Origin of the sequence: Aestuariimicrobium kwangyangense DSM 21549 (assembly GCF_000421525.1) — a bacterium.
Taxonomy (GTDB): Bacteria; Actinomycetota; Actinomycetes; order Propionibacteriales; family Propionibacteriaceae; genus Aestuariimicrobium; species Aestuariimicrobium kwangyangense.
On sequence record NZ_ATXE01000001.1, the window covers coordinates 44,551 to 70,486 of the forward strand.

At 68.6% G+C, this 25,936-nt stretch carries 29 protein-coding genes; 11 read left to right on the top strand and 18 right to left on the bottom strand.

Annotated elements, in window-relative coordinates:
* Window positions 1-89: 89 nt before the first annotated feature.
* From H507_RS0100220 to H507_RS0100240, 5 genes are all read right to left on the bottom strand, one after another.
* Entirely contained in the window at window positions 90-734 is a 645-nt protein-coding gene (locus tag H507_RS0100220; RefSeq protein ID WP_022908705.1) for a LutC/YkgG family protein, read from the bottom strand.
* Window positions 731-2,212: a LutB/LldF family L-lactate oxidation iron-sulfur protein gene (locus tag H507_RS13635; protein WP_022908706.1), complete on the bottom strand. Its 1,482-nt coding sequence runs from the start codon at window positions 2,210-2,212 to the stop codon at window positions 731-733. Before H507_RS13635 ends, H507_RS0100220 begins: the two co-directional genes overlap by 4 nt.
* Complete coding sequence (locus H507_RS0100230; RefSeq protein WP_026377544.1) at window positions 2,209-2,961, bottom strand: (Fe-S)-binding protein; 753 nt, start codon at window positions 2,959-2,961, stop codon at window positions 2,209-2,211. Before H507_RS0100230 ends, H507_RS13635 begins: the two co-directional genes overlap by 4 nt.
* Before the next feature lie 116 nt (window positions 2,962-3,077).
* Window positions 3,078-3,629, bottom strand: coding sequence for a GNAT family N-acetyltransferase (locus H507_RS17040; RefSeq protein WP_022908708.1), 552 nt, complete (start codon window positions 3,627-3,629; stop codon window positions 3,078-3,080).
* Between the two features lie 4 nt (window positions 3,630-3,633).
* Window positions 3,634-4,410, bottom strand: a complete 777-nt coding sequence (locus H507_RS0100240; RefSeq protein ID WP_022908709.1) for a ThuA domain-containing protein — start codon at window positions 4,408-4,410, stop codon at window positions 3,634-3,636.
* 268 nt (window positions 4,411-4,678) lie between these two features.
* Here H507_RS0100240 and H507_RS0100245 point away from each other — a divergent pair, with 268 nt between their 5' ends.
* A complete protein-coding gene (locus H507_RS0100245) occupies window positions 4,679-5,032 on the top strand; it encodes a thiamine-binding protein (protein WP_022908710.1) in 354 nt (117 codons plus the stop codon).
* 79 nt (window positions 5,033-5,111) lie between these two features.
* On the opposite strand, the gene H507_RS18335 is transcribed toward H507_RS0100245, so the two are convergent.
* The 4 genes from H507_RS18335 to H507_RS0100265 all read right to left on the bottom strand — a co-directional run bounded on the left by H507_RS18335 (window position 5,112) and on the right by H507_RS0100265 (window position 9,529).
* Window positions 5,112-6,278, bottom strand: a complete 1,167-nt coding sequence (locus tag H507_RS18335) for a resuscitation-promoting factor (protein ID WP_022908711.1) — start codon at window positions 6,276-6,278, stop codon at window positions 5,112-5,114.
* Window positions 6,279-6,613: 335 nt separating this feature from the next.
* The gene (locus H507_RS0100255; protein WP_022908712.1) at window positions 6,614-8,833 is read right to left on the bottom strand and encodes a heavy metal translocating P-type ATPase; all 2,220 of its coding nucleotides are present in this window, start codon (window positions 8,831-8,833) and stop codon (window positions 6,614-6,616) included.
* 158 nt (window positions 8,834-8,991) lie between these two features.
* The gene (locus H507_RS0100260) at window positions 8,992-9,201 is read right to left on the bottom strand and encodes a heavy-metal-associated domain-containing protein (protein WP_022908713.1); all 210 of its coding nucleotides are present in this window, start codon (window positions 9,199-9,201) and stop codon (window positions 8,992-8,994) included.
* A gap of 22 nt (window positions 9,202-9,223) precedes the next feature.
* On the bottom strand, window positions 9,224-9,529 hold the full coding sequence (locus H507_RS0100265) for a metal-sensitive transcriptional regulator (RefSeq protein WP_022908714.1): 306 nt from the start codon (window positions 9,527-9,529) through the stop codon (window positions 9,224-9,226).
* A gap of 661 nt (window positions 9,530-10,190) precedes the next feature.
* Between H507_RS0100265 and dnaB the strand changes: the two genes are divergently transcribed.
* Together dnaB and H507_RS0100275 are read left to right on the top strand one after the other, a co-directional pair.
* Window positions 10,191-11,531 (top strand): replicative DNA helicase, encoded by a 1,341-nt coding sequence (dnaB, locus tag H507_RS0100270; protein ID WP_022908715.1) that lies wholly within the window; start codon window positions 10,191-10,193, stop codon window positions 11,529-11,531.
* A 61-nt stretch (window positions 11,532-11,592) separates the two neighbouring features.
* The gene (locus H507_RS0100275) at window positions 11,593-11,985 is read left to right on the top strand and encodes a DUF302 domain-containing protein (protein ID WP_022908716.1); all 393 of its coding nucleotides are present in this window, start codon (window positions 11,593-11,595) and stop codon (window positions 11,983-11,985) included.
* Window positions 11,986-11,991: 6 nt separating this feature from the next.
* Here H507_RS0100275 and H507_RS0100280 read toward each other — a convergent pair whose 3' ends face one another.
* Genes H507_RS0100280 through H507_RS0100295 form a run of 4 tightly spaced genes read right to left on the bottom strand, consistent with a single transcriptional unit; the run spans window position 11,992 to window position 15,458 of the window.
* On the bottom strand, window positions 11,992-12,642 hold the full coding sequence (locus H507_RS0100280) for a peroxiredoxin family protein (protein WP_022908717.1): 651 nt from the start codon (window positions 12,640-12,642) through the stop codon (window positions 11,992-11,994).
* Entirely contained in the window at window positions 12,639-13,583 is a 945-nt protein-coding gene (locus H507_RS0100285; RefSeq protein WP_022908718.1) for a cytochrome c biogenesis CcdA family protein, read from the bottom strand. The genes H507_RS0100280 and H507_RS0100285 overlap by 4 nt, the downstream gene beginning before the upstream one ends.
* Window positions 13,583-13,900 carry a glutaredoxin family protein gene (locus tag H507_RS0100290; RefSeq protein WP_022908719.1) on the bottom strand — a complete coding sequence of 106 codons (318 nt, stop codon included), beginning with the start codon at window positions 13,898-13,900 and terminating at the stop codon, window positions 13,583-13,585. The genes H507_RS0100285 and H507_RS0100290 overlap by 1 nt, the downstream gene beginning before the upstream one ends.
* Before the next feature lie 46 nt (window positions 13,901-13,946).
* The gene (locus H507_RS0100295; RefSeq protein ID WP_026377547.1) at window positions 13,947-15,458 is read right to left on the bottom strand and encodes a multicopper oxidase family protein; all 1,512 of its coding nucleotides are present in this window, start codon (window positions 15,456-15,458) and stop codon (window positions 13,947-13,949) included.
* A 162-nt stretch (window positions 15,459-15,620) separates the two neighbouring features.
* Between H507_RS0100295 and H507_RS0100300 the strand changes: the two genes are divergently transcribed.
* From H507_RS0100300 to H507_RS0100315, 4 genes are all read left to right on the top strand, one after another.
* Window positions 15,621-16,346 carry a response regulator transcription factor gene (locus H507_RS0100300; protein ID WP_281166918.1) on the top strand — a complete coding sequence of 242 codons (726 nt, stop codon included), beginning with the start codon at window positions 15,621-15,623 and terminating at the stop codon, window positions 16,344-16,346.
* Entirely contained in the window at window positions 16,343-17,509 is a 1,167-nt protein-coding gene (locus H507_RS0100305) for a sensor histidine kinase (protein WP_084707564.1), read from the top strand. Before H507_RS0100300 ends, H507_RS0100305 begins: the two co-directional genes overlap by 4 nt.
* Window positions 17,510-17,606: 97 nt before the next feature.
* Window positions 17,607-18,014, top strand: a complete 408-nt coding sequence (locus tag H507_RS0100310) for a YciI family protein (RefSeq protein ID WP_026377549.1) — start codon at window positions 17,607-17,609, stop codon at window positions 18,012-18,014.
* Window positions 18,015-18,057: 43 nt separating this feature from the next.
* Window positions 18,058-19,206 (top strand): RNA polymerase sigma factor, encoded by a 1,149-nt coding sequence (locus tag H507_RS0100315; protein ID WP_026377550.1) that lies wholly within the window; start codon window positions 18,058-18,060, stop codon window positions 19,204-19,206.
* 51 nt (window positions 19,207-19,257) lie between these two features.
* Here H507_RS0100315 and H507_RS0100320 read toward each other — a convergent pair whose 3' ends face one another.
* The gene (locus H507_RS0100320) at window positions 19,258-19,629 is read right to left on the bottom strand and encodes a VOC family protein (RefSeq protein ID WP_022908725.1); all 372 of its coding nucleotides are present in this window, start codon (window positions 19,627-19,629) and stop codon (window positions 19,258-19,260) included.
* A 79-nt stretch (window positions 19,630-19,708) separates the two neighbouring features.
* Window positions 19,709-20,731, bottom strand: a complete 1,023-nt coding sequence (locus H507_RS0100325; protein ID WP_026377551.1) for a zinc-dependent alcohol dehydrogenase family protein — start codon at window positions 20,729-20,731, stop codon at window positions 19,709-19,711.
* Window positions 20,732-20,878: 147 nt separating this feature from the next.
* On the opposite strand from H507_RS0100325, the gene H507_RS0100330 reads away from it, so the two are divergent.
* Window positions 20,879-21,826 carry a helix-turn-helix transcriptional regulator gene (locus H507_RS0100330; RefSeq protein ID WP_022908727.1) on the top strand — a complete coding sequence of 316 codons (948 nt, stop codon included), beginning with the start codon at window positions 20,879-20,881 and terminating at the stop codon, window positions 21,824-21,826.
* A 1-nt stretch (window position 21,827) separates the two neighbouring features.
* Here the strand turns inward: H507_RS0100330 and H507_RS0100335 are convergent, their stop codons facing one another.
* Entirely contained in the window at window positions 21,828-22,484 is a 657-nt protein-coding gene (locus H507_RS0100335; protein WP_022908728.1) for a DUF1345 domain-containing protein, read from the bottom strand.
* Window positions 22,485-22,653: 169 nt separating this feature from the next.
* Window positions 22,654-23,052 carry a VOC family protein gene (locus H507_RS0100340; protein ID WP_022908729.1) on the bottom strand — a complete coding sequence of 133 codons (399 nt, stop codon included), beginning with the start codon at window positions 23,050-23,052 and terminating at the stop codon, window positions 22,654-22,656.
* 148 nt (window positions 23,053-23,200) lie between these two features.
* Here H507_RS0100340 and H507_RS0100345 point away from each other — a divergent pair, with 148 nt between their 5' ends.
* Both H507_RS0100345 and H507_RS13645 read left to right on the top strand, forming a co-directional pair.
* Window positions 23,201-23,917, top strand: coding sequence for a DsbA family oxidoreductase (locus tag H507_RS0100345; RefSeq protein ID WP_022908730.1), 717 nt, complete (start codon window positions 23,201-23,203; stop codon window positions 23,915-23,917).
* Between the two features lie 98 nt (window positions 23,918-24,015).
* Window positions 24,016-24,594, top strand: coding sequence for a MarR family winged helix-turn-helix transcriptional regulator (locus H507_RS13645; RefSeq protein ID WP_022908731.1), 579 nt, complete (start codon window positions 24,016-24,018; stop codon window positions 24,592-24,594).
* A gap of 81 nt (window positions 24,595-24,675) precedes the next feature.
* On the opposite strand, the gene H507_RS13650 is transcribed toward H507_RS13645, so the two are convergent.
* Window positions 24,676-24,849: a CsbD family protein gene (locus H507_RS13650; RefSeq protein WP_022908732.1), complete on the bottom strand. Its 174-nt coding sequence runs from the start codon at window positions 24,847-24,849 to the stop codon at window positions 24,676-24,678.
* 237 nt (window positions 24,850-25,086) lie between these two features.
* Here H507_RS13650 and ddaH point away from each other — a divergent pair, with 237 nt between their 5' ends.
* Entirely contained in the window at window positions 25,087-25,923 is an 837-nt protein-coding gene (gene ddaH, locus H507_RS0100360) for a dimethylargininase (RefSeq protein ID WP_040437330.1), read from the top strand.
* The last annotated feature ends 13 nt before the right edge of the window (window positions 25,924-25,936 follow it).

Sequence of the window (25,936 nt, forward strand, 5' to 3'; positions counted from 1 at the left end):
TTCTGGCCCATCGATCTACGTTGTGAAAGCGCTTTCCGCGAGCTGGCTCCCCTTCGCCACCACTGCCCCCATGCTCAGACGACGAGTGCTCAGACGACGAGCACCACGTGCAACTGTCGGGGACCGTGCACTCCCTCGACCCGGCTGAGTTCGATGTCACTGGTCGCCGAACCACCAGAGATCCAGGTGACCGGCCTCCCCTGCCTCACGGAGGCTTCGAGCACCGCCACCGCCTCCGGGATGTCGGAGACCACCGACCGCGCCGTCACCACGCAGACGTGACGGTCGGGAACCAGCGAGATGGCGCGGCGCCCCTGACCGGCCCCGTGGTCGAGGCAGATCGTCCCGGTCTCGGCGCCCGAGACCAGTGACCCGGTGACGACGGCGTCGATGGCATCAAGGTCGCGGGCCGACAGGTCTCCCGAGTCGACGACCACAGGCAGGTCGTCCCAGCCCTGCAACCAGCCGGCTGGCAGGTCGGCGGGGATGACCACCGACCCGGCGCCCATGCCGCGCAGTGCCGCCGCCACCGCGCGACCCACGTCGTCGGGCGACACCCGGGACAGGCTCGCGCCGTAGTCGAGGATGTTCTCCTCGAAGGTGTCCAGCACAGAATGCAGTGGCGTCGGCTGGGCGTAGGTCCAGTCGACCACGACCTCGTCACCGGCGGGAACGTCGCCCAGTGACCGCCGGACCCGGGCCAGGATCTCGTCGCGAGCACGTGACCCACTCATGGCCGCTCCCCCCGTTCGCGTTGCCGCCACCAGTCGCGGAAGGTCTGCTTCGCCGGTGCCGCCAGATCGCGGTCGCGCAGCCACAGCGAGGCAGGCCAGGGCAGCCTCGGGAGCCGACGGCGGCCCACCAGGCCCAGAGCTCGTCCGACGAGTTCGGACCCCCGTTGCACCAGACCCAACCGCCGGGACGAGGCCATCGTCGATGCCACCGCGGCGAAGGCGATCGACTCCGGGGTGGGGTGAGTGGCGGTCTTGTGCTCGACCACCTTGCCGCGCAGGTGGACGAGGATGTCAGAGATCGGGATGCGGACGGGGCAGACGTCGTTGCAGGCCCCGCACAGGGACGAGGCGAACGGCAGCGCGCGGTCGACCGGGGAGTCGAGACCACGCAGCTGGGGGGTCAGGATCGCCCCGATCGGCCCCGGATAGACAGAGCCGTAGGCGTGGCCCCCCACCCGCTCGTAGACCGGGCAGACGTTGAGGCAGGCAGAACACCGGATGCAGCGCAGGGCGGCCCGTCCGACCTCGTCGGCGAGCACGTTGGTGCGGCCGTTGTCGAGCAGCACCACATGTCTCTCCTGGGGCCCGTCCCCGCTGGTCACCCCCGTGATGAAAGAGGTGTAGGGGTTCATCCGCTCCCCGGTCGACGACCTCGGCAGCAGCCTCAGCATCACCTCGAGGTCGGCGAAGGTCGGCACGATCTTCTCAATGCCGACCACGGAGATGAGGGTCTCGGGCAGGGTCAGGCACATGCGTCCGTTGCCCTCGGACTCCACGATCACCAGCGTGCCGGTCTCGGCGACGATGAAGTTGCCGCCCGAGATGGCCACCTTCGCGCGCAGGAACTTCTCGCGCAGGTGCAGCCGGGCGGCTTCGGCGAGCACCGCCGGGTCGTCGGTGAGGTCGTCGGGTGCGGGACGGCCCCACTGCCCCATCTCGGCGCGGAAGATGTCACGGACCTCGGTGCGGTTGCGGTGGATGGCCGGCACCAGGATGTGGCTGGGCCGGTCATGACCCAACTGCACGATGAGCTCGGCCAGGTCGGTCTCCCAGGCTGCGACACCGGCGGCCTCGAGGGCCTCGTTGAGGTCGATCTCCTGGGTCACCATCGACTTGATCTTGATCACCTCGTCGGCCTGCTTGGCGCGCACCAGGTCGACCACGATCCGGTTGGCCTCGTCGGCATCGCGCGCCCAGTGAACCGTCACCCCGGCCTCGGTCATGGCCTGTTCGGCCTGCACCAGGTACTGGTCGAGGTTGCGCAGGGCCCGGTTCCTGATCTGCATGCCGGCGGTCCGCAGGTCGTCCCAGTTCGACACCTCGGACGCCCGGACCGCCCGCTTGGTTCGGATCGTTCGGGTGGCGTGGGTGAGGTTGGCGCGTTGGGTGGCGTTGGCGAGCCCGGCCGGGGCGGCCTCGGGGAAGGGCGGCATCCCCAGGAAGGCGGGCAGGTCGGGAGCGGGCGTGAGCCGGGTCATCGGGGGTCCTCGCGGGTCGAGGCGAGGATCTCGGCCAGATGGATGGGGGTGACCGGCGACTTCGACCGCGACAGAAGGCCTCCGATGTGCATCAGGCAGGAGTTGTCACCCGCCACCAGGTACTCCGCACCGGTCGAGACGGCGGAGCGGGCCTTGTCGGAGCCCATCGACACGGAGACGTCGGGGTTCTTCACCGAGAAGGTGCCCCCGAATCCACAGCACTGGTCGGCGTCGGGCAGGTCGACGAGGTCGATGCCGCCGACCTCCCTGAGCAGACGCTGGGGTCGGTCACCGACGCCGGCGACGCGGATCGAGTGGCAGGTGGGGTGGAAGGTGACCCGGTGCGGGAACCAGGCGCCGACGTCGGTGACCCCCAGCACGTCGACCAGGAACTCCGACAGCTCGAACACCCGCTGGTTGAGGGTTTCGGAGGCCCGCCGCAGACCCTCGTCCCCCACCTTCGAGGCGATCATCGGGTGCTGGTGGCGGGCGGACCCGACGCACGATCCCGACGGCCCGACCACGTAGTCGGCGCCCTCGAAGGCGCGGACGAAGGTGCGCACCACAGGTTCCGCCTGGGCGATGTAACCGGTGTTGGTGAGCATCTGCCCGCAGCAGGTCTGCGCCTCGGGAAAGGTGACGGTGCAGCCCAGTCGCTCGAGCAGGCGGACGGTCGCGATGGCCGTTCCCGGGAACATCGTGTCGTTGATGCAGGTCGCGAAGAGCGCCACCGACGGTCGACTCGTCATGGGAACCTCCTGTGGCCACCCTGCCAGATGTGCCCGGTTTGCTCCCAATGGAGGAAGGGCAGACCCCGGAGGGGGTTCACACTGCGCGTGGGACGACACCGCACCGGCGCCTCACCCTACGCACGCGGGCGTCGAGGACGCCACATGCGAAACATGCGTTGGTCGAACCACGTCGGCCCACAACTGACCTCGACACCGTCGTGGACGAACCCCTGCCGCAGGTAGAAGGCCTCCGCCCGTGGGTTCTTCCACATGCACCACAGGTAGGCCTCCTGCTCGGGAGGCAGGGCGGTCCGCAGCAGGTCCTGGGCCAGACCCGAGCCCTGTGCGTCGGGCGTCAGGTAGAGCTGGGCCAGCTCACGCTGGACGGGAGGTTCGGGCAGTCCGAGATCACGCTCCCACTGCGCCGGAGCGGCCGCGATCGTGCAGATCCCCAGTACGCGGCCGGCCTCGTCGGTCGCCATCCAATGGGCGTGGGAGTCGACGTCGGCGATGTCGCGGGCGTAGTCAGCGACCAGCTCGTCGAACCTCTCCAGCCGGCGGTCGAAGAACTCCTGTGGCATGAAGTGGGCGTAGGCCGCCGCCATCGACTGTTCACGACAGCGCGCATACGATTCGGCGTCGCCGGGGGTGGCCCGGCGGATGCGGACCGTCCTGTCGGGGGGCACTGGCTCAGACCTGCAACCGCGGGTCGGCCGCCTCGAGCCGCTCGCCGGTCTCGAACCAGCCCGCCGGCCGGCGATTCACGACCGGTGCCTGCCGACCGTTGGCGGGGGCCACCCACTGCACGGCATTGGCGATCACCCGCCGCACGTCGGGATGGAAATAGGTGGGGTACTCCTGGTCACCGGGACGGAAGTAGAACACGCGGCCGCGGCCTCGGGTCCACGTGGCGCCCGAGCGAATCACCTCACCGCCACTGAAGGACGACACGAAGATCAGCTGGTCGGGGGCGGGAATGTCGAAGGGTTCCCCGTACATCTCCTCGGAGTCGATCACGATCGGGTGCGGGACGCCCTGGGCGATGGGGTGGGAGGGGTCGACGGTCCAGACCAGCTCACGGTCGTCCGACCCGCGCCAGTCGAGGTTGCACGAGGTTCCCATCAGCTGGATGAACGGCTTGGAGTGGTGGCCCGAGTGCAGCACGATCAGGCCGAGGCCCGACTGGACGGCCCGCTGGACGCGGGTGGCGGTCTCGTCCGAGACCTCGTCGTGGCGGGCGTGACCCCACCACAGCAGCACGTCGGCGCTCGCCAGCAATTCATCGGTGATGCCCTGGGAGTCGTCCTGGAGCACCCGGGTCTCGACCTCCGCGCCCTCGCCGAGGTGGGTGCGGATGCCTTCGGCGATGGCGGTGTGCATGCCGTCGGGGTAGATCTCGCGGACTGGCTCGTCGTGGTTCTCGTGGAAGTTCTCTCCCCACACGACGACGCGGATCGGCTGGCTCATGTGACTCCTGCTCGGGTGATGCTCGGTCTGGTCTGCGTCGCAAGCCTAGGGGTGCTGGCGGTGGCGACGACCCGGGGTTGCCCGGTGGACGCCTGACTGGGTCGATGGCCCGCACCGCGCGATCGGGGAAGAGGTCCAGAAATGGCCGCCAGTGGTGGAGCCGGCCCGATTCGCGTGGCCATGGCCGCAGCCCAGGCCATTTCTGGACCACCGGGGCCTGCACGAACCAACCCCTGACGGTTCGGCCCGGGCCTGATTGACTGGAAGCATGCTTGTCGCCTTCTCCGTCGCCCCCTCGGGCCGCCCCTCAGACGCCACCCTTCGCGAAGGCCAGCCCCGCGACGACCAGACCCGCGACGATGCCTCCGTCCATGACGCCGTGGCGGCGGCGGTCAGCGTCGTGCGCGCCTCGGGACTGCCTCACCGCACCGACTCGATGTTCACCACGATCGAGGGCGAGTGGGACGAGTGCATGGCCGTGGTGAAGCAGTGCGTCGACGCCGTACAGCCCTTCGGGTCACGGGTGGCCCTGGTGCTCAAGGCCGACATCCGCCCCGGCTACACCGGCGAGCTGACGGGCAAGCTCGAGCGTCTGGAGCAGGCCATCGCCGATCGGGGATGACGGCCACCACCCCAGCGGACGACGAACGGGGCGCCCACCTGCTGGTGGGCGCCCCGTTACTGTCGACGGGTCGGTCGGCTCAGCCGATGCCGAGCTTGGCGGTGCAGGCGGGCCATGCACCCCAGCCCTGGCTGGCCTGGACCTTGGTGGCCACGGCGATCTGGGCCTCACGGCTGGCCAGGTCAGCGCGGGAGGCGTAGGCGCCACCCCCGTAGGCGAGCCAGGTCGACGAGGTGAACTGCAGGCCACCGTAGAAGCCGTTGCCGGTGTTGATGTGCCAGTTGCCGCCGGCCTCGCACTGCGCCAGGCGGTCCCAGACGCTACCCGAGGGCACCGAGCTGGCGGCCTTCTTCGTCGTGGTCGCCGGTGAGCTGGTCGTCCGCGAGGTGGTGGATGCAGGGGCGGGGGCCGGGGCCTTGGTCCCGACCTTGACGATCTGGTTCAGGGGCTTGACGACCTTCTGGTCGTTCAGCTGGTCGGCGAACTGCTTGCCATCGCTGGTCCAGCGGGTGCGCCAGTTGGTGATCGATCCGTCCTTGCCCTGCTGCACGACCTTGGTCTTGCCCTGGGCGAGGGTGGGGTCGTTGACCTTGACGACGCTGAAGGGAACCTTGGCGCTCTTGGTGTAGGCGACCTTGGCCACGTCGGCGAAGGTGATCACCTGTCCCTCGGTGAGCTCACTCGAGGTGTCGGCCGAGACCTTGTCGTAGGAGTCCACGGAGATGTTGGCGGCCTTGAGAGCGTCAGCGACGGTTCCCACGACCTCGACCTTGACGTCACCCTTCGCGGTGGAGATCGTGACCGACTTGGCGGTGTCCACCGACACGGTCAGACCCTGGCGACCCAGCGGGGTCGAACGGTTGACCGAGACCTGGTCCTTGGGGTCGAGCAGGGCGAACTGGGCCAGCGCCTGGTCGAGGGAGGTGGCGGTCGTCCACCTGGTGGTGGTCTTGCCGTCGATGGTGAGGGTCACGGGACGTCCGTACTTCACGGAGATCTCCAGGCCGTCCGAGACCTTGGTGTCGAGGGAGGGCTGCACCACGTCGTGCTGGGACAGGGTGATTCCCTGAGCGGCGAGGGCGTCACGCACATCCTTGGCCCGGACGTCGGCGGTGCTGGTCGCACCCTCGATGTCGAAGGTGACCGAGTCAGTGGCGTAGGCCCTGGAGATGCCGACACCGCCGAGGGCAGTACCGGCTGCGAGCACGGTGGCGAGCGCAACCTTGGCGCCAATGGGGAACTTCACGCGGGACCTCTTCTTGGAAAGATTCGGGGACGGCTCGGTCACCCGAGCAGGTCCTACCCTAACCTCTTGTTGAGAGAATCCCAAAGAAATCCTGAGAGTAACCCCCGAATGGGTGAGCCGATTGGACGCCACGCCGAGGTCGGGGAACGTTCCGTGACTTCTCTCCACGCCCCACTGCTCGCCGCTCTCCAGCCATCGCGACACCCGGCTGACCGGGCCGCCGGGCCGCGGTCCAGAAACGGACCCAAACCGCTCGGAACCAGACGAGACAGGGCCCCAGGGCGAGATCGGGTCCGTTTCTGGACCGACCCCGCCCGGCGCCCTGGTCTGCCTGGTCAGGCGCGGGGCGTGAACCTGCGCAGGAGGAGCGAGTTGAGCACGACGAAGACCGAACTGAAGGCCATGGCGGCGCTCGCGATCATCGGGTTCAGGAACCCCAGCGCGGCCACCGGCAGAGCGACCACGTTGTAGAAGAAGGCCCAGAACAGGTTGATCTTGATGGTCCGCAGGGTGGCCCGGCTCAGGCGCACCGCGTCGGCCGCCAGGACCATGTCGGGCCGCATCAGGGTGATGTCGCTCGCAGCGATCGCCGCGTCGGTTCCCGACCCCATCGCCATGCCGAGGTCGGCCTGGGTGAGAGCGGCCGCATCGTTGACCCCGTCACCGACCATGGCGACCCTTCGTCCCTGGGCCTGGAACTCGCGGACGATGTCGACCTTGTTGGCCGGCAGCACGGAGGCCCGCACCTCGTCGATGCCGAGGCTGTCGGCCACCACCCGGGCGGCCGCCTCGTGGTCGCCGGTCACCATGACCGGCGTCAGGCCGAGCGCCTTCAGTTGGCGGATGCCCTCGGCAGACGTGGCCTTGATGGTGTCGGCCACCCCGATCACGCCGAGCACCTCGTGCTCGGTGGCGACGAAGACCAAGGTCTCACCGCGACCGGACGCCGCCTGGGCCGCGTCCTCGACCTCGGCGCCGAGTGCGAGGCCGTTGTCCTCCAGCAGGCGCTGGTTGCCGACCAAGTGGACGACACCGTCGATCGTGGCCACCACGCCTCGTCCCGGGTGGTTCGAGAAGTTGGACACCTCGGGCAGCCCACGGGTGCCGGCGGCCGCGACCACGGCCCTGGCGATCGGGTGTTCGGAGTGGTTCTCGAGAGCGGCGGCGACCAGGGTGAGCTGCGACTCGGTGGTGCCCGCAGCCGGGTGGGACGCCACGGACATCTGGCCCTCGGTCAGCGTTCCGGTCTTGTCGAGCACCACGGTGTCGATGGACCGCGCCTGCTCGAGCACCTCGGGTCCACGGATGACGATGCCGAGTTCGGATCCTCGTCCGGTCCCGGCCAACAGGGCGGTCGGCGTCGCGAGGCCCAGGGCGCAGGGACACGCGATGATCAGCACGGCGACAGCCGCGGTGAAGGCGAAACCAACCTCGGCGCCAGCCACGAGCCAGCCAATCAGGGTGACCAGGGCGAGCCCGATGACGATGGGCACGAAGATGCCCGAGATCCGGTCGGCCAGGCGCTGGACGGCAGCCTTGCCTGTCTGGGCCTGCTCCACGAGCCGGGCGATGTGGCTCAGTTGGGTGTCCGAACCGACGGCACTGGCGCGCACGAGCAGTCGACCGGAGGTGTTGATGGTGGCGCCCACCACCAACGACCCGGGGCCGACCTCGACCGGCACCGACTCGCCGGTGATCAGCGAGGCGTCGACGGCCGAGTTGCCCTCGACCACCTCACCATCGGTGGCGACCTTCTCGCCGGGGCGCACCACGAAGTGGTCGCCGACCACCAACTGGTCGATGGGCAACCGGGTCTCGACCCCGTCGCGAACGATCGAGGCCTCCTTGGCACCCATGGTGAGCAGGGCGCGCAGGGCCGCGCCCGCGTCGCGTCGTGAGCGGGCCTCGATCCAGCGGCCCAGCAACAGGAAGGTGATGATGCCGACGGCGGCTTCGAAGTAGGTGGCGGTGCCGGCGTGGTGACGGTCGAGGGTGAACCCGAAGTCGTGCCGGTAGGCCGGGTGGCCCGCCGAGGTGAACACCAGCGCGTAGAGGCTCCACAGGGTCGCGGCCGAGGTGCCCATCGAGATGAGCGTGTCCATGGTGGTCGCCGCGTGACGTGCGTTCACCCAGGCCGACTTGTGGAAGGGCCAGGCAGCCCACGTCACCACCGGCAGGGTCAGCACGAGTGAGACCCACTGCCAGAAGGGGAACTGCAGGCTGGGCACCATCGCCAGCAGGATCACGGGAACGGCGAACACCGCCGCCACGATGAGACGACGTCGGTAGGCACCCGCGCGATCGGGAGGAGTCGAGTCCGGTTCGGGAAGGTGCGCGCCGTAGCCAGCCTCCTCGACCACCTTGATCAGGTCGGCGGCGGTGAGGCCCGTGGGCGCGAGCACCAGGGCCTTGTCGGTGGCGTAGTTCACGGACGCGTCGACACCCTCGACCTTGCCGAGCTTCTTCTCGATGCGCGCCGCACACGAGGCGCAGGTCATGCCGTCGATGTCGAGTTCGATGGACTGTCGGGTGTCACGCACGGTGTCGGTGGTCATGGGTGTCCTTCATGGGTTTCTGGCCGGCCTGGGGCACGGCGGGGCCCACCCGTGCGACAGGAGGCCGCAGCGAACGGGAGGGGGAAGGGTGGGCCGCCGGGGGGACGGACGACCCACCCTGCAGGACGGCGAGGTCGAAGGGATCGACCAGCGGTCGGTCAGGCGGCCGAGACGGCGTAATTGCCGGCCTCGGAGACGGCCGCCTTGACGGCCTCGAAATCGAGGGGCTGGTCGGACTCGACGATCATCGATCCGCCGTCGAGCTCGACGTTGACCGAGGTGACTCCCTCGACCTCGGAGACCTCCTCGGTGACGTGCTTGACGCAGTTCCCGCAAGTCATGCCGGTGACGGTGTAGGTGGTGATCATGTGAACTCCTGGTGGTGGACGGTCAGCTCTTGACGAGCCTGGTGATGGCATTCATGGCCTCGGCGATCTTGGCGTCGGCCTCCCCGCCTCCGTGGCGTACCGCCTCGGAGACGCAGTGGCTGATGTGCTCGTCAAGCAACGCGAGGGCAAGTGACTCCAGGGCGCTGGTCATCGCCGACACCTGGGTGAGGATGTCGATGCAGTACTTGTCGTCCTCGACCATCCGCTGAAGACCGCGGGCCTGACCCTCGATCCGCTTGAGACGGCGCAGGTGCGCGTCCTTGTTGTCGTGGTAGCCGTGGTGATGGGTGACTACGTCTTCGCTCATGGCTCCTCCTTGCTCACCCCACCATACCCCTCTGGGGTATCGCAGCAAATAGGGGGGCGGGGTATTCCTGGTCCATGTGCCCGCGCCAGCGCGGGGCGGGACCTGCGAGGCCCGAAGCAACCCGGTTCACCGACCCTGGACCATGATCGACATTCCAACGCGCCAAGGGCGTCTCGCCTAGACCGCCCGTGACCAACCATGATCATCTTCCGGTGGATGGAGCTGTGGACAACCACAGGCCCCCGCGCCCCGGAATGGAGGGCCGTCCCATCCCTGCCGCCACTTCGGGTGACCGGCCCGACCCTCGAAACGCGTAGAACTGCGACGGGAGAGTTTTCTCACGATTCCGAAGAAATGTTGATCGTGCCTTGTCAGCCCGCTGTTGGCCGACCAAGGTGAACGGGTTGTCAACAGCCGGGGCCTCGACACGCCGGGCTTGTGCACAGTTGTCCACACGCTGCCCACAGGGTGCACGGATTGTCCACATCCCCCTGTGGACAACTTCTCCCCCGACCGGTTGCGCTCTCACCCCCCCGTGCGTAGCGTGTGCGCAGTCCGTACGCGGGCCGCCCATGGCCTGTGAGCCAGAAGTGTCAGACCCCAGTTGGACCATGGGGCCATCCGATCCGCAGGAGTGCGGCGGCAGAGCAGGAGGTGCCCCGTGAGCCAGGACGATTTCGGTGAGGGTGGCATCGACCGCACACCACCCCAGGACCTGGCGGCCGAGCAGAGCGTGCTCGGGGCCATGCTGATGAGCAAGGACGCCATCGCCGAGGTCACCGAGATCCTGCAACCACGTGACTTCTACCGTCCGAACCATGAGGCGATCTTCGACGCGATCGTCGAGCTCTTCGCCCGCGGTGAGCCCGCCGACCCCATCACCGTCGCCGATCTGATGAACAAGAAGGGCACTCTGGGCCGAGCCGGCGGACACGTCTACCTCGTCGACCTGCTGCAGAGCGTGTCGGTCGCCGCCAACGCGGTCTACTACGCCGAGATCGTGCGGGACAAGGCAACCCTGCGGCGTCTGGTCGAGGCGTCGATCAAGATCGCCCAGATGAGTTACGCCGGTCAGGGCGACGTGAACGACATCGTGGACTCCGCCCAGCAGGAGGTCTACAACGTCTCGACGGGCAAGGTCGCCGACGACTACCAACCGTTGTCGATGTTGATCGAGCCGACCATCGACGAGATGGAGGCCATCGAGTCCCGCGATGGCGTGATGAGCGGGGTGCCCACCGGGTTCCAGGAGATGGACGAGTTGACCAACGGCCTCCACCCCGGGCAGATGATCATCGTCGCGGCACGTCCGGCGGTGGGGAAGTCGACGTTCGCCCTCGACCTCGCCCGTGCCTGCTCGATCAAACATCGTCTGACCAGCGTCTTCTTCTCCTTGGAGATGGGACGCACCGAGATCGTGATGCGGCTGCTCTCCGCCGAGGCGCAGGTGGCCCTGCACGCCATCCGTTCGGGCAAGCTGAACGACCAGGACTGGGACCGGGTGGTCGCCAAGACCCAGCAGATCTCGGAGGCGCCGCTGTTCATCGACGACTCCCCCAACCTGACGATGATGGAGATCCGCGCCAAGGCGCGCCGCCTCAAGCAGCGCCACGACCTCAAGCTGGTGATCATCGACTACATGCAGTTGATGAGCTCGGGCAAGAAGGTCGAGAGCCGCCAACTCGAGGTCTCGGAGTTCTCCCGCCAGATCAAGCTGTTGGCCAAGGAACTCGAGATCCCCGTGATCGCGCTCTCCCAGCTCAACCGAGGTCCCGAGCAGCGCACCGACAAGCGTCCACAGATGAGCGACCTGCGTGAATCGGGCTCCTTGGAGCAGGACGCCGACATGGTCATCCTGCTGCACCGCGAAGACATCTACGACAAGGAGTCACGCGTCGGTGAGGCCGACCTGATCGTGGCCAAGCACCGCAACGGGCCCACCGCAACGGTGCCGGTCGCCTTCCAGGGCCACTACTCACGCTTCGTCGACATGCAGCGCTGACCGGCGTCGTAATGTGTGGATCGTCGCCACCCCGAGGGTGGCGAGACCGCAGGAGGAAGACATGGGTTACGCACTCAGCACCACCGTCAACAAGCCGTTCGACCAGACCCTGGCCGCGACACGCGAGGCCCTGGCCGCCCAAGGGTTCGGCGTCTTGACCGAGATCGACCTGGCGGCCACGCTGCGCAAGAAGCTCGAGGTGGAGATTCCTCCTCAGGTCATCCTGGGCGCCTGCAATCCCCCCAGCGCCTACGCCGCGCTGCAGGCCGAGGAGTCCATCGGGGTGCTGCTGCCGTGCAACGTGGTCGTCCGTTCGGTGGACGAGGCCTCCACCGTGGTGGAGGCGATCGATCCGCAGACCATGCACGAGCTCACGGGCAACCAGGCCATGGCACCCGTCGCCGAGCGGATCGGTGGCATGCTGCAGGGCGCACTCGACAGCCTGACCAGCTGACGCTGCTCACAGGCGACTCTTCGCCTCCTTGAGCAACTGGGCGGGAGCGATCCACATGGAGGGGTAGTCCCCCTGCCACCGCTGCACCCCGCTCGCATCGATCAGCACGAACCCGTGCCCCGGCAGCCCTTCGTGCATGCCGGTTCCCAAGGTGCCGTAGGCCTTGGAGACGCTGCCGCCCTCGTCCAGCAGGTAGGTCGAACGGACGCCGAACTGGTCAAGGTCTGGCTGGATCTGCTCCTTGGTGTTCATCACGATCGGCAGCACCCTGATGCCGGCCTTCGCGAAGCCGGGGTCCTTCTCGATCTCTGCCATCTGCTGGGTGCAGGACCCGCAGCCGGCACCCTCGTTGAAGTAGAGGAGCACGGGCTTGCCGCGGTAGTCGGACAGCGAGACGGTGGTTCCCGCCGTGGTGCGCAGGCTGAACGCGGGCGCCTGGCGCGACACTGACGAATCGGTGGCGCGTGAGTTCAACAGCCCGACGGTGACCAGCCCGGCGATCACCACGAGGACGACCACGGTCGCCACGCGGCTGACCAGGCGCCACCTGGCCCGGTGGGCGTCCTCCATGGCGCGCTGGTTGCGCAACGTCTCGCGGGCGGTGAGCGCGGCACTCTCGCGGTTGGCGCGCCGGGTTCGGCGAGAACTGGTGGTCATGATCGGCTCCTCGGGGCAGATGGTTCGGTGGGATCGCTGCTCGGCACCTCGTGGCAGCTCACCGCGGGCGGTGGCGCGGTCCGCCGGTCACGCAGGGTGAACCAGACGAACAAGCCGGCCAGGGCGAGCAGTCCCAGACCGAGGACGGCCTCGGGCACCGGTTCGAGCCAGCCGAGCAGGCTGCGGGCCGCCCGGGTGACGCCGGCGCCCGCAGCCCGTTGGAACCAGGTGGCATTCCCGGTCATGGTCGTCGAACTGGCAAGGGAGATCACGGCGACGCCCATGGTCATGAAGGCGAGTGCGACGATGACGTTCACCGTGGTGGTGCGCAGGGTTCGGCCCGCCACACGAAGCGCGATAGGACGCGACCGACCCCATCGGCGTTGGTCGAGCCGGGCGACGTCCCACAGCAGCGCCATGGCCAGGAGTGGCAGCACCATGCCGAAGACGAAGGCGAGGCCCAACACCATCCCACCGGCAGGATTGCCCGCCAGCGCCGAGAGGGTCATCACCCCGGCCAGCACGGGGGCGCAGCAGCTCGAGGCGATGCCCGAGAAGACGCCGAGGCTGAAGAAGGTCGCCGAGTCGCCGCTGGTGGTGTCCGGGGCCCGCAACAGGGAGGGCATCGACCACATGCGGCCAGACAGTGCCAGCAGGCCCAGGCCGATCATCAACAGCCCACCCGCCCAGTAGAGGGGCTCGTGATAACGGGCGATGGCTCCCGCGAGGATGCTGACGCCGAGGGTGATCGGTACCAGCACCAACGCGAGCCCGGCCGCGAACACGAGGGTCAACGGCAGCAGCCGCCACCGATTGTTCTTGACCGCCGCTGCCAGGTAGGAGGGGGCGAGGAAGACGATGCAGCAGGGAGCGAACAGTGCCACCGTGCCGGCCAGGAATGCCGCGAGGACGCTGCCGGTTCCGAGGAGTTCGGCGCCCATCATCGACCCCGGCCTGCTGGAGCCAGGCGTTCGAGGGCCCGGTCGAGCTTGCGGCGGGGCAGTCGTCCGGCCGAGAACCACTCACCCTCGACCAGCACCAGCGGGAACATCGCCGGGCGGTGCCTCATCAGCAGTTCTCGTCCTCGTGCAGAGTCCGCGTCAACGAGTTCGACCCCTGCCTCCCCGCGAGCGGCGCGCTGGGCCAGTTCGGCCCGGGCGTCCTCGCAGAAGTGGCAGCCGGGAGCGATGAGCAGGGTCACCTGTGGTGGCACGGGAGCGGTCTCGGCTCCATGCCCGGGGTGCGCAGCGATGTTCACCCCACCAGCGTCCCGGCCTCGCCCGGTGGGCCCGGTCAAGCCAAGGTCAAGATTCGGTGTAGCGCAGCTCAGTCATCATGCCTGCCTCGGCGTGGTAGATGTTGTGGCAGTGCACGGCCCATCGTCCGACGTTGTCGGCGTCCAGATCGATCGCCAGTCGCTGCATGGGTGCCAACAGCACGGTGTCCTTGCGCAACCCCGAGGGCAGGGCGAAGGTGTGGCCGTGCAGGTGCAGAGGGTGGGTCATCATCGTCTGGTTGGTCACGTCGATCCTCAGCCGCTGACCCTGCTGGACGGTGAGCGGGTCGTTCTTGCCGAACGGCGCCCCGTTCATGCCCCACACGTACGGCTTCATCGATCCGTCGAGGCTCAGCTGCAGCGTCGCGTCGGGCACCCGGTCGGGCAGCTTGGCCGACTCAGCGGGCAGCAACTGTGACCCGATGAACACCTCACCCGACAGTTCCGCCGGGCGCACGTCAGCTGCGGGCGGCGATCCGGCGCCCGTGCGGACCACGGCCATGGCCTGACCTCCCGACGTCTTCCCGAAGGGGGCAGCCACCAGCGGGAAGACCCCGTCAGCGAGGGTGACCACGGCGTCGTAGCGCTCGCCCATGCCGATGTGGAACGCACCCACCTCACGTGGCACCACCGGGTGACCGTCGGTGTGGGTGAGAGTCATGCGATGACCGCCGAGTGCGACGGTGAAGATGGTGTCGGAGGCCGCGTTGATGATCCGCAGCCGCACCTTCTGGCCCGGCTTGGCCGTGAACCTCTCGGGAGCTGCAGGCACCCTGCCGTTCACCAGGAAGTGCGGATAGGTGACATCGCCGGCATCTCCCCAAGGGGCCATGGCGGTGCCCCCACCCCCCATGTCGTGGCCACCCATGTCGTGCCCACCACCCATGCCGCCCATGTCGTGCGAGCCGCCGCCGTCGTCGACCAACTTCTTCAGCACGTCGTCGGGGGTCCGGCCGGTGCCGTCAACCCAGTCATCGAGGACCACGACCCATTCGTCGTCGTGACCACCGGGTTCGTTCGGGTCCTCGATGACCAGCGGCGCGTACAGGGCGCGGTCGAGTTGGACCCCCACATGGGGATGGAAGAAATAGGTGCCCGGGTCAGGCGCGGTGAACTCGTAGACGAAGCGGTCGCCCTGCTTGACCGCGTCCTGGGTCAGTCCCGGAACACCGTCGGCGGCATTGCGCAGGCGCAACCCGTGCCAGTGGATGCTGGTGTCAGCGGGGAGCTTGTTCTCGAGGCTGATGCGCAGGAAGTCACCGGCCTTGGCGCGGATCAGCGCACCCGGGACCGTGTCGCCGTAGGCCCAGGTGGCAACGGTGGGCCCACCCAGGTCGAGCGTCGTCTCGCGGGCCACCAGGCTCTTCTGCACGAGTCCCTGTCCGGCCGAGGGCGAGGCAGAGGGCACCGGTCCGATCGGGTGGGTCGACCCGTGCGTGGCGTCGGTGGTGGAGCACCCGGTCAGGGTGGCCGCCAGACCGGCGCTCCCCACCAGTCCGGCTCCTCCCAGAAGGATGGCGCGGCGTGACAGACGATGCACGGTGACTCCCATTCCGGTCCCGGGTGGGGGACCCTCCCCATCCACCGTGCCATCCCTGGCACGCGGATCGGGTCTGGGGAATGTTCAGGTTCGGTCAAGATTGGCCGGACGACCTCGGCCCCCGATGCCGGTCCCCCGTGCGAGCGGGGGCAGACTGGCCTGGTGAATCCCCCTGCCCCAGCCACGGTTCCGGCCCCGCCCACGGTTCTGGTCGTCGACGACGAGAAGCCCCTGGCGGGGATGATCGCGGCGTACCTGTCCCGTGAGGGTTTCGGAACGCTGCTGGCCCACACGGGCCCGGATGCGCTCACCCTGGCCGAGCAGCGGGCCCCGGACGTGGTCGTCCTCGACCTGGGGCTGCCCGGCATGGACGGCCTGGAGGTGTGCCGCCGGATCCGCACCTTTAGCGACTGCTACATCATCATGATCACAGCCCGGCAGGACGAGGTCGACACCCTGATCGGCCTTTCGGTGGGCGCGGACGACTACGTGACCAAACCCTTCAGCGTGCGTGAGCTGGTCGCCCGCGTCCAGGCGGTCCTGCGTCGTCCACGCACGTCGGGTGGCTCGCACCCGCAGGAAGCGCCTGTCCGGGTGTTCGGCGACCTGCACGTCGACGTTGCCGGGCGGGAGGTGAGCCTGGCCGGGGTGCCGGTGGAACTCACCCCGACCGAGTTCGACATCCTCGCCACCCTCACCTCGAGGCCACGGCTGGCCTTCAGCCGCAGGCAGATCCTTGACCTGGTGTGGGGTGACACCTGGGTGGGTGACGACCATGTGGTCGACGTGCACGTGGCCCACCTGCGGCAGAAGCTCGGGGACGACTCCGCGGACGCCCGCTACGTGCGCACCGTTCGTGGTGTGGGTTACCGGATGGGTCCGGCATGAGTGCTCGGCGCCCCGCCAAACAGAGGTACCCTGCCAAACAGAGGTACCCTGCCAACCAGAAGTACCCCGCCAACCAGAGTCTTGCCGGACGACTCATGGTCGGTCAGACCATCGTGCTGCTGGCGAGCGTGCTGACGGCCGGGCTGGTGGCCTCACTCGTCGGGCCCCCGATCTTCCATGATCACCTGGTCGAGGCCGGTCACACCGCCCGATCACCCGAACTGACCCACATCGAGGCCGCCTACCGGGAGGCGAGCGCCATTGCGTTGGGCGTCGCGCTGCTGCTCTCGCTGCTGTGTGCCCTGGTGGTGTCATGGTTGGTCAGCCGTCGACTGCGTCGCTCCCTGCACGACCTCACCGAGACGGCTCGAGAGGTGTCCCAAGGGCGATACGGACGGCGCGCTCCCGTGACCGGCGGCGGTTCGGAGCTGGACTCGTTCGCCGTAGCGTTCAACTCCATGGCCAGCCGGCTGCAGGACGTCGAGGCGACCCGGAGGCGTCTGCTGTCTGATCTCGCCCATGAGCTGCGCACCCCGATCGCCACGCTCAGCGCTTACCACGAGGGGCTGGCGGACGGCGTGATCGAGCTGGACGCCGACGCGCGGGCCGTGTTGGTCTCCCAGACGGCACGACTCTCGCGCCTGGCCGAGGACATCGACGACGTCTCCCGGGCCGAGGAGGGACGGCTCCGACTGGAGCTGTCACGCCAGCCCTTGGAGGACCTGATCACCGCCGCCCTCGACGGGGCCCGACCGGCCTTCGCCGAGAAGGGGGTCGACCTGGTGCGCTCCCCGGGTGGGGGTGCGGTGGTCGTCTGCGTCGACCCCTCCCGGATCGGCCAGGTGCTCGGCAATCTGCTCACGAACGCCTTGCGCCACACCCCGGCCGGGGGACGGGTCATGCTCGGGGCATCGCGCTCGGGCGAGAACGAGGTCGCCATCCGCGTCAGTGACACGGGCGAGGGCATCACCGAGGAGCAGCTGTCCCACGTCTTCGAACGGTTCTTCCGCGGCGATTCCGCTCGCGACCGCGACCGCTCGGGGTCGGGAATCGGGCTGACGATCAGCCGAGCCATCGTCCTCGCGCATGGCGGGACGATCACCGCCAGCAGCGACGGACCCGGGCACGGCGCGAGCTTCGAGATCTTGCTGCCCCGCGCCTGAGGGAACATCCATGGGCGATGATGTCGAGAATCGTGAGGCAGCCTCGTCCCACCAGTGACGCCGCCCACCGGGGCCGCGCGAGACAAGGGAGATGACCATGGCCAAGTACCTGTTGCTCAAGCACTACCGCGGCGCCCCCAAGGGGGTGAACGACCACCCGATGCACGAGTGGACCCCCGAAGAGGTGACCAACCACATCCAGTACATGCACGACTGGTCGGCCAGGCTGGAGCAGACCGGGGAGTTCGTCGACGGCCAGGCGCTGTCGCCGGACGGCACCTTCGTCCGCTCCGACGGCGAGGGACGACCCCCCATCACCGACGGGCCGTTCGCCGAGACCAAGGACCTCATCGCCGGCTGGATGGTGATCGACGTGGATTCGTGGGAGCGGGCCCTCGAGGTCGCGGGGGAACTGTCCGCGGCCCCGGGATACGGCGGCAAGCCGATCCACGAATGGCTCGAGATCCGTCCCTTCCTGACCGAGCCCCCCACCGTCACCGAATGACACTTCCCACCAGCACCCCTTGACCGGAACCGGCGTGACCAGCGTGGACGAAACCCTGCTGCGAGCCCTGGTGCCCACGGTGATCGGTGTCCTCGTCCGCCGCGGCGCCCCGTTCGCGGCGGCCGAGGACGCCGTGCAGGAGGCCTTGGTCAAGGCATTGACCAGCTGGCCGGACGACCCACCGGCGCATCCGCGTGCCTGGCTGGTGACGGTGGCATGGCGTTCCTTCATCGACGCCAGCCGTTCCGAGGGGGCCCGCCGAGACCGGGAGCTGCGGCTCGAACTCGAGCCGGAGCCGGGAGCGGTGAGCGATGCGGACGACACCCTGCAGCTGTACTTCCTGTGCGCCCACCCGAAGCTGACCTCGTCCTCGGCAGTCGCTCTGACCCTGAGGGCCGTCGGTGGGTTGACCACACGGCAGATCGCCCGGGCCTACCTGGTGCCCGAGGCGACCATGGCGCAGCGGATCAGCCGGGCCAAGCGGACCATCGCCGACACCCGCCTCACCGAGCCCGGTGACCCGGCGACGGTGTTGCGGGTGCTCTACCTCGTCTTCAACGAGGGCTACTCGGGCGACCTCGACCTCGCGGCCGAGGCGATCAGGCTCACCCGGCAGTTGGCCTCGGTCAGTGCGGACGAGGAGGTGGCGGGCCTGCTGGCACTGATGCTGCTGCACCATGCCCGTCGCCCGGCCCGAAGGCTGCCGGACGGAACCCTGGTGCCGTTGGCGGAGCAGGACCGGTCACTGTGGGACACGGGCCTGATCGCCGAGGGGGTCGACCTGCTGCAGGGGGCGCTGGCTCGTGACCGGCTCGGGGAGTTCCAGGCGCAGGCGGCCATCGCCGCGTTGCACGCCGATGCGAGCCGGGTCGAGGAGACCGACTGGGTGCAGATCGTGGAGTGGTACGACGAACTCGTGCGGCTCACCGACAGCCCCATCGCCCGACTGAACCGGGCCGTGGCCGTGGGGGAGGCCGACGGTCCCCGCGCCGGGCTGGCGCAGTTGGACGAACTCGACCCGGCCCTCCCCCGCCACACGGCAGCCCTCGCGCACCTGCACGAGCGCGCGGGTGACCGGCGGGTGGCGGCTGCGCTGTATGCCCAAGCTGCCGGGCTGGCTTCGAACACGGCCGAGCGGGACCACCTGATGCGACAGGCAGCCAGGCTCGGACAATCCGCCGGGCTCGCCTGAGGATCAGCCCAGCACCAGATCAGCCCAGCACCAGATCAGCCCAGCACCAGATCAGCCCAGCACCATCCAGCGATGGCCGAAGGGGTCGCGGAAGACGAGGATCCGACCCGTGGGTCCTCCGGGCTCGGGGCCCCGGGTGATCCGGGCTCCCCCGGCCGACACCGAGTTCGCCAAGGAGTCCAGGTCGTCCGCCGAGACGACGAGAGTCACCGCGGCACCGCGATCGGGAAGGGGAGCGGCGACGTCGAAGGCCTCGAACTCGTCCGACATCATCACCCTGCCGCCGAAGGCGGTGAACTCGCAGTGACCGACCGACCCGTCCTCGCCGACCATGGGTTCGACGCTCACCCGGGCGCCCAGGTGCTCGACATACCAGGCGAGGGCGGCGCGTGAGTCGGGGACGCAGATGTAGAGGTCGACCATGGCACCACTCTGCCCCGCGGTCGGCCCGCTGTCAGCAGATGCCTCCCAACCCCTGGGTCTGGCGCCTGGTCCGTTCGGATCAGACCTCCAGCAACACCTTGATGGCGCGTCGCTCGTCCATCGCGCGGTAGCCCTCCGCAGCGTCCTCAAGTGGCAGGCGCAGATCGAAGACCTTGCCGGGGTTGATCTCCCGACGCCAGATCAGGTCGATCAGGTGTGGCAGGTACTCCCGGACGGGAGCGGGACCTCCGTGCAGGTGCACTCCCGAGAAGAACAGTTCGGCACCGGGGAGGTTGACATCGTGGGCCACCCCGACGTATCCGACGTGACCTCCCGCACGGGTGGCCCGGATCGCCTGCATCATCGATTCCTGGGTGCCCACCGCCTCGATCACACTGTGGGCGCCCAGGCCATCGGTCAGCTCCTTGATGCGGGCCACACCTTCGTCCCCACGCTCCTCCACGATGTCGGTGGCGCCGAACTCCCGCGCCAGCGCTTGGCGGTCGACATGGCGCGACATGGCAATGACTCGTTCCGCGCCCAGCTGCCTCGCCGCCAGTACTCCCATCAGTCCGACGGCACCGTCACCCACGACTGAGACCGTCTTCCCAGGGCCGACCTCGGCGGCCAGAGCCGCGAACCAGCCGGTCCCGAGCACGTCGGACGCTGCCAGCAGTGACGCCATCACGTCCTCGTCCGGTGTTCCAGGGGTGGCCACCAGCGAACCGTCGGCCATCGGGATCCTGGCGCGCTGGGCCTGGGTGCCCACTTCGGAGCCGGTGAAGATGCGGTGCACGCAGTGGGACTGGTACCCGGAGCGGCAGATCTCGCAGGTGTTGTCGGAGAGGACGAAGGACCCGACCACGAAGTCCCCGGGCTTGACCGAGGTCACCTCCGAGCCGACCTGCTCGACGAAGCCCACGAACTCATGGCCCATCGGCTGGTGGTCGACCGGCTCGGCGCCTCGGTACGGCCACAGGTCCGAACCGCAGATGCAGGTGGCGGCCAGCCGGACGACGGCATCGGTGGGGTCGACGATGCGGGGGTCCGGGCGGTCCTCGACGCGTACGTCCCCGGGGGCGTGCATGACAACTGCTCGCACGGTGGTCTCCTTCTTGGGTCTTCTGGGTGGGCCGTCTTGACCCGTCACCGCCAGTCAACCCCCGCGCCGGTCGGGGCGGGAGTCACTGGCATGAGGTGTACCGGTAGGGACCCCCACAGCCGTCGCCCTCGCTCTAGCGTGTGATGCATGCCCGAGCAGCCCTCCCATGCGAGCGAACCCCGGGGCACGGGTGAACGCCCCACCCTTGACCAGCGAGCCGAGGTGCGTGAGTTCCTCACCACCCGACGCGCCAAGGTCTCGCCTGCCGAGGCCGGGTTGCCCTCCGGCGGCGACAGGCGGGTGCCCGGACTGCGACGAAGCGAGGTGGCCCAGCTCGCCGGTGTCAGCATCGAGTACTACACCAAGCTCGAACGCGGGTCCCTGGGCGGGGCATCGGCCTCAGTGCTCTCGGCCATCGCCCGGGCACTGCGGCTCGACGATGCCGAGAGAGCCCACCTGTTCAACCTCGCGCACGCGGCAGACGGTACCGCGGCGGGCATGCGAGCCCAGCGGCGCAGCCCCTCGATCTGGACGCCGCCCCCGGCGCTCGGATGGGCCCTCGACAACTACGTCGGCCCGGCATTGGTCCGCAATGGCCGCATGGACCTGCTGGCGACCAACCAACTCGGGCACGCCATGCACCAGGCCATGTACGACGTCACCCCGACCGGACAGGTACCCAACTTCGTCCGGTTCACCTTTCTGCACCCCACCGGGGCCCACGAGTTCTACCCCGACTGGCTGACGGCCGCCGAGATCGCAGTCGCCATCCTGCACACCGAGGCCGGGCGCGACGCCCACGACAAGCAGCTCCAGCGGCTGGTCGGCGAGGTCGCGACCCGCTCCGAGGAATTCCGCACCTTGTGGGGACGACATGACGTGCGCACCCATGGCGCCGGCACCAAACGTTTCCACCATCGGGTCGTCGGCGACCTCGAACTCGCCTACGAGTCCTTGGAGCTCGCCTCCGAGCCCGGGTTGAGCCTGACCCTCTACGCCGCTGAACCGGGGTCGCCCACCGCTCACGCGCTGGACCTGCTGGGCTCGTGGACTGCTGCTCCCGCCGCGCGCACCGGAACCCCCGCGGGATCGTGAGTCAGTTGCCCTGGCTCAGCCCGATCACCAGATTGATGGTCGACCCGATGATCACGACGCCGTAGACCCACGACAGCAGGCAGTGGCCGGAGACCACTCGCCTCAGCGCCGAGGTGGTGGTGGGGGTGTCCGAGACCTGGTAGGTCATGCCGAGGTTGAAGGAGAAGTAGACGAAGTCGCTGAACCGGGGCGGTTCGTCGGTGTTGAAATCGATGTCGGTGGTCTCGCCGTAGTAGTAGAGGCGGGCGTAACGCAGCGCGTAGACCGTGTGGATCGTGACCCACCCCACCCCGACGGCCACGAAGCTGATCAGGGCATCGACGGCGGTCTGGGACTTGCCTCCGGCGATGAGCGCCCCGATCGCCAGCAGGCTGGCGAGGGCGGAACCGATGGCGATGACGTCGGCGATGCCCGCGCCGGGGTCATCGGTGGCCATGCGCTGGCGGGTGGCATCCGGGCCGAGGCGCAGGTCGCTCACCAACGTGGGCAGGGCGAAGCCCAGCCCGAAGCCGATGTAGCCGAGCAACACATCGGCCAGCATGGGCAGTTGGGCGACGAGGTTCGACAGCACCCCGACGACCACGCCGATCACGACGCCCACGGCGAGGTGCCTGACCACCCTTCGTCCGAAACGTTCGCTCGCGTCACCGGCAACCATGGTCCACCCCTCGGATCGGTCCAGAAATGGTCACCACGTGACCATCCGTCCGCCATCCTCCCGCCGGAGGCAATCCCGGGGCCGTTTCTGGACACGTGTCGCGAGAAGACCCGCACAGTCAGGAACACCCGAAGGCGTTCGAGGGGGCGCGCCCCGGTCCAGTTCTGGTTCAGTCCTCGTAGCCGATCAGCCACCGCAATCCGTAGCGATCGGCCACCTGCCCGTCCGTGGCACCCCACGGGCGCTTGACGAGCGGATCCAGCACGCGTCCACCGTCGGCGAGCGCGTCGAACCAGCGGGTCAGGGTCGCCGGGTCCGCGGTGCCCAGCAGTGCGAACATGCCCCCGGTCATCGAGAAGGCGTCCTCGTCGGCGCCGGCATCGCTGGCGAACAGGGTCACCAATCCGTCGGTCAGCATGCCGTGGGCGATCGCGTCACCGGGCCCGTCGGTGCGCGAGAACTCCTGGTAGGTGTTGAGTTCCAGGCGTCCGCCGAAGACCCCTTGGTAGAACTCGAGCGCCTCCCGGGCCGTGCCGGGGAACAACAGGTACAGGTGCGGAGCAGTCATGCGCAGACCCTACGGGCGAGCCGGCGAGGGCGCACGGCCTGTGCCAGTTCCCCTGTGCCAGTTACCCTGCACCACGGTCGCCCGTGCGCGGCCGCGACGGGACGGGTGCCCGAGGAATGTTTCGCACCGCGCACAGGTTGCTTCAAGCATGAAGATTGACATCTGGTCCGACATCGCCTGCCCTTGGTGCCACATCGGGCTCACCCGGTTCGAGCGGGTCCTGGCCGACTTCGAGCACGCCGACGAGGTCGAGGTGACCGTCCACTCCTTCCAGCTCGATCCGACCCTGCCCGAGCAGTACGACGGCACCGAGCTGCAGTACCTCTCCGAACGCAAGGGCCTGCCCGCGGCCCAGGTCGAGCAGATGTTCGCCCACGTCAACGAGGCGGCCGCCACGGAGGGGCTGCACCTGAACTTCGACACGGTCAAGGTCGCCAACTCGCGCAAGGCGCACCGGGTGCTGCATGCCGCCCGATCAGACCGGGCCGCCGACGCCCACGCGCTCGAGACCAGCCTGCTGCGCGCCCACTTCGTCGACGGCGAGCGCATCAGCGACCCCGAGGTGCTCGTCCGCCTCGCCACCGAGGCCGGCCTCGACGAGACGACGACACGGGCCGCCATCGACTCCCCCGAGCACGATGCGCTCGTGCAACAGGACATCGACACCGCGGCGATGATCGGTGTCACCGGGGTGCCCTTCTTCGTGCTCCACGAGAAGTACGGCATCTCGGGCGCACAGCCAGCCGAGGTCTTCGAGCAGGCGCTCGCGCAGGTGTGGGACGAGGCGCACCCGACGACAGGTCTTCGGCCGATCAGCATCGCCGGCAGCGAGAACGCGGAGGCCTGCGGGCCCGACGGCTGCTGAGGGTCCGTGCCCGGGATCCGGGGCCTCGACCGTCGAGGGGGTGGAACGGTCCGGATGGAGGGCCAAGCGGCCCCCACGACGACCTAGAGTGGGCGATCATGCGTGCCGACGACACCCCCGACGAGCCCCGCTGGCTCGATGCCGACGAGCAGCGGGCCTGGCTTGCCCTGGCCCGACTGCTGGTGCGGCTGCCAGCCCTGCTCAGCGCCCAGTTGCAGCACGACTCCGACCTCACGCACTTCGAGTACACCGTCCTGACCTGCCTCAGCGAGGCCGACGACCGCACCCTGCGCATGTCGGAGCTCGCGCAGCTCTCCGAGGGGTCCCTGTCGAGGCTGTCGCAGGTGGTCGGCAAGCTCGAACAGCGGGGCTGGGTGATCCGCCGTCGCAGCCGGGACGATCGCCGCGCCATCCTGGCCACGTTGACAGACGCGGGCATGGAGGCCGTGGTGGCTGCCGCCCCCGGTCACGTCAACGCGGTGCACCAACTGGTGATCGATCCGCTCACCCCCGAACAGCTCGAGCACCTGCGCTCCGCCTGCGTCTCGATCATGAAGGCAGCGGAGGGTGAACTGCCCTGGTTCCCCGGTATCGACCACGGACGTCACGCGGGCACCGGCTCGAACGGCGGAGCGGCCGAGGAAGAATTGCGCTCGGAGGATGCCGAGACGGCCTGACTGCAGGCCCTTGAGACATGACAACGGCGGGGTCGCGACCATTCGTGCGACCCCGCCGTTGTCCACCACAGCTGAGGGTGATCAGCTTCGGAAGGCGTCCTTCACCTTCTCGCCAGCCTGGTTGAGGTCGGCCTTGGTCTGATCGGCTCGGCCCTCAGCCTCGAGTCGCTCATCGTCAGTCGCCTTGCCAGCGGCTTCCTTGCCCTGACCAACGACCTTGTCCTTCGCGTTCTCCAGCTTGTCATCGACACCCATGTGCGTTTTCCTTTCTGGATCTGCGGCGGTTGCCACAGGCGGTTGCCATCCACGCTAGCGCGAGGGACCCCACCTCAGTGCACCCTTCTGGGTGGATCGGGCCCGTCGACCGCTGACGCGTTGATGGGGGGCCAGCCCCACCTCTCTCAGGGAAGATTTCGGCTGGGTGCTGCTCTCGCCTCAAGTTTTTCGGCTTCAGGTATGGATTACTGATGATTGTCGTGTCAGACTCCGTGGATGACGACATCCACGCTGGCCGCCACAGCCACCGGAGCGATCCCTCCTCGAGCCATCTCCGTGCTCATGTGCGAACCCCGGTACTTCGAGGTGAGCTACGCCATCAACCCATGGATGGACCCGAGCACAGGTGCTTCGTCCGAGCTGGCAGTGGAGCAGTGGCGCACGCTGGTGGACGTCTATCGGACGCTCGGTTTCGACGTTGACCTCATCGAGCCGATCCCCGGCCTGCCCGACATGGTCTACGCCGCCAATGGTGCGTTCACCCTCGACGGCATCGCCTACGGGGCATCCTTCACCCATCCTCAGCGCCAGCCCGAGAGCGCTGCCTACCTGCGCCGGTTGGAGGAACTGGGGTTCGACTGTCGGGAGCCGCACTTCGTGAACGAGGGCGAGGGCGACATCCTGGTCGTCGACGACGTGCTGCTGGCAGGACACGGGTTCCGCACCGACCCCCGAGCCCACCAGGAACTGCGCGACATCTTCGGCCGCGAGGTGGTCAGCCTGCGCCTGGTCGACCCCCGCTACTACCACCTCGACACGGCCATGTCGGTGGTGGCGCACTCGGTCGCCTTCCTGCCCGATGCCTTCGACGGACCCAGTCAGGCCGAGATCCGACGTCGCTTCCCCGATGCCATCGAGGTCGGCGCCGACGAGGCCGGGGTGCTGGGCCTCAACTCCTTCGGCGACGGGTCCTCCATCGTCCTCACCGACCGGGCCCCCCGGTTCGCGGCGGCCCTCGAGGCTGCCGGGCACACGGTCGTGGGGGTGGCACTCCCCGAACTCCTGAAGGGTGGCGGCTCCGTCAAGTGCTGCACCCTCGAACTGCGTCGCTGACGCAGGACGGACG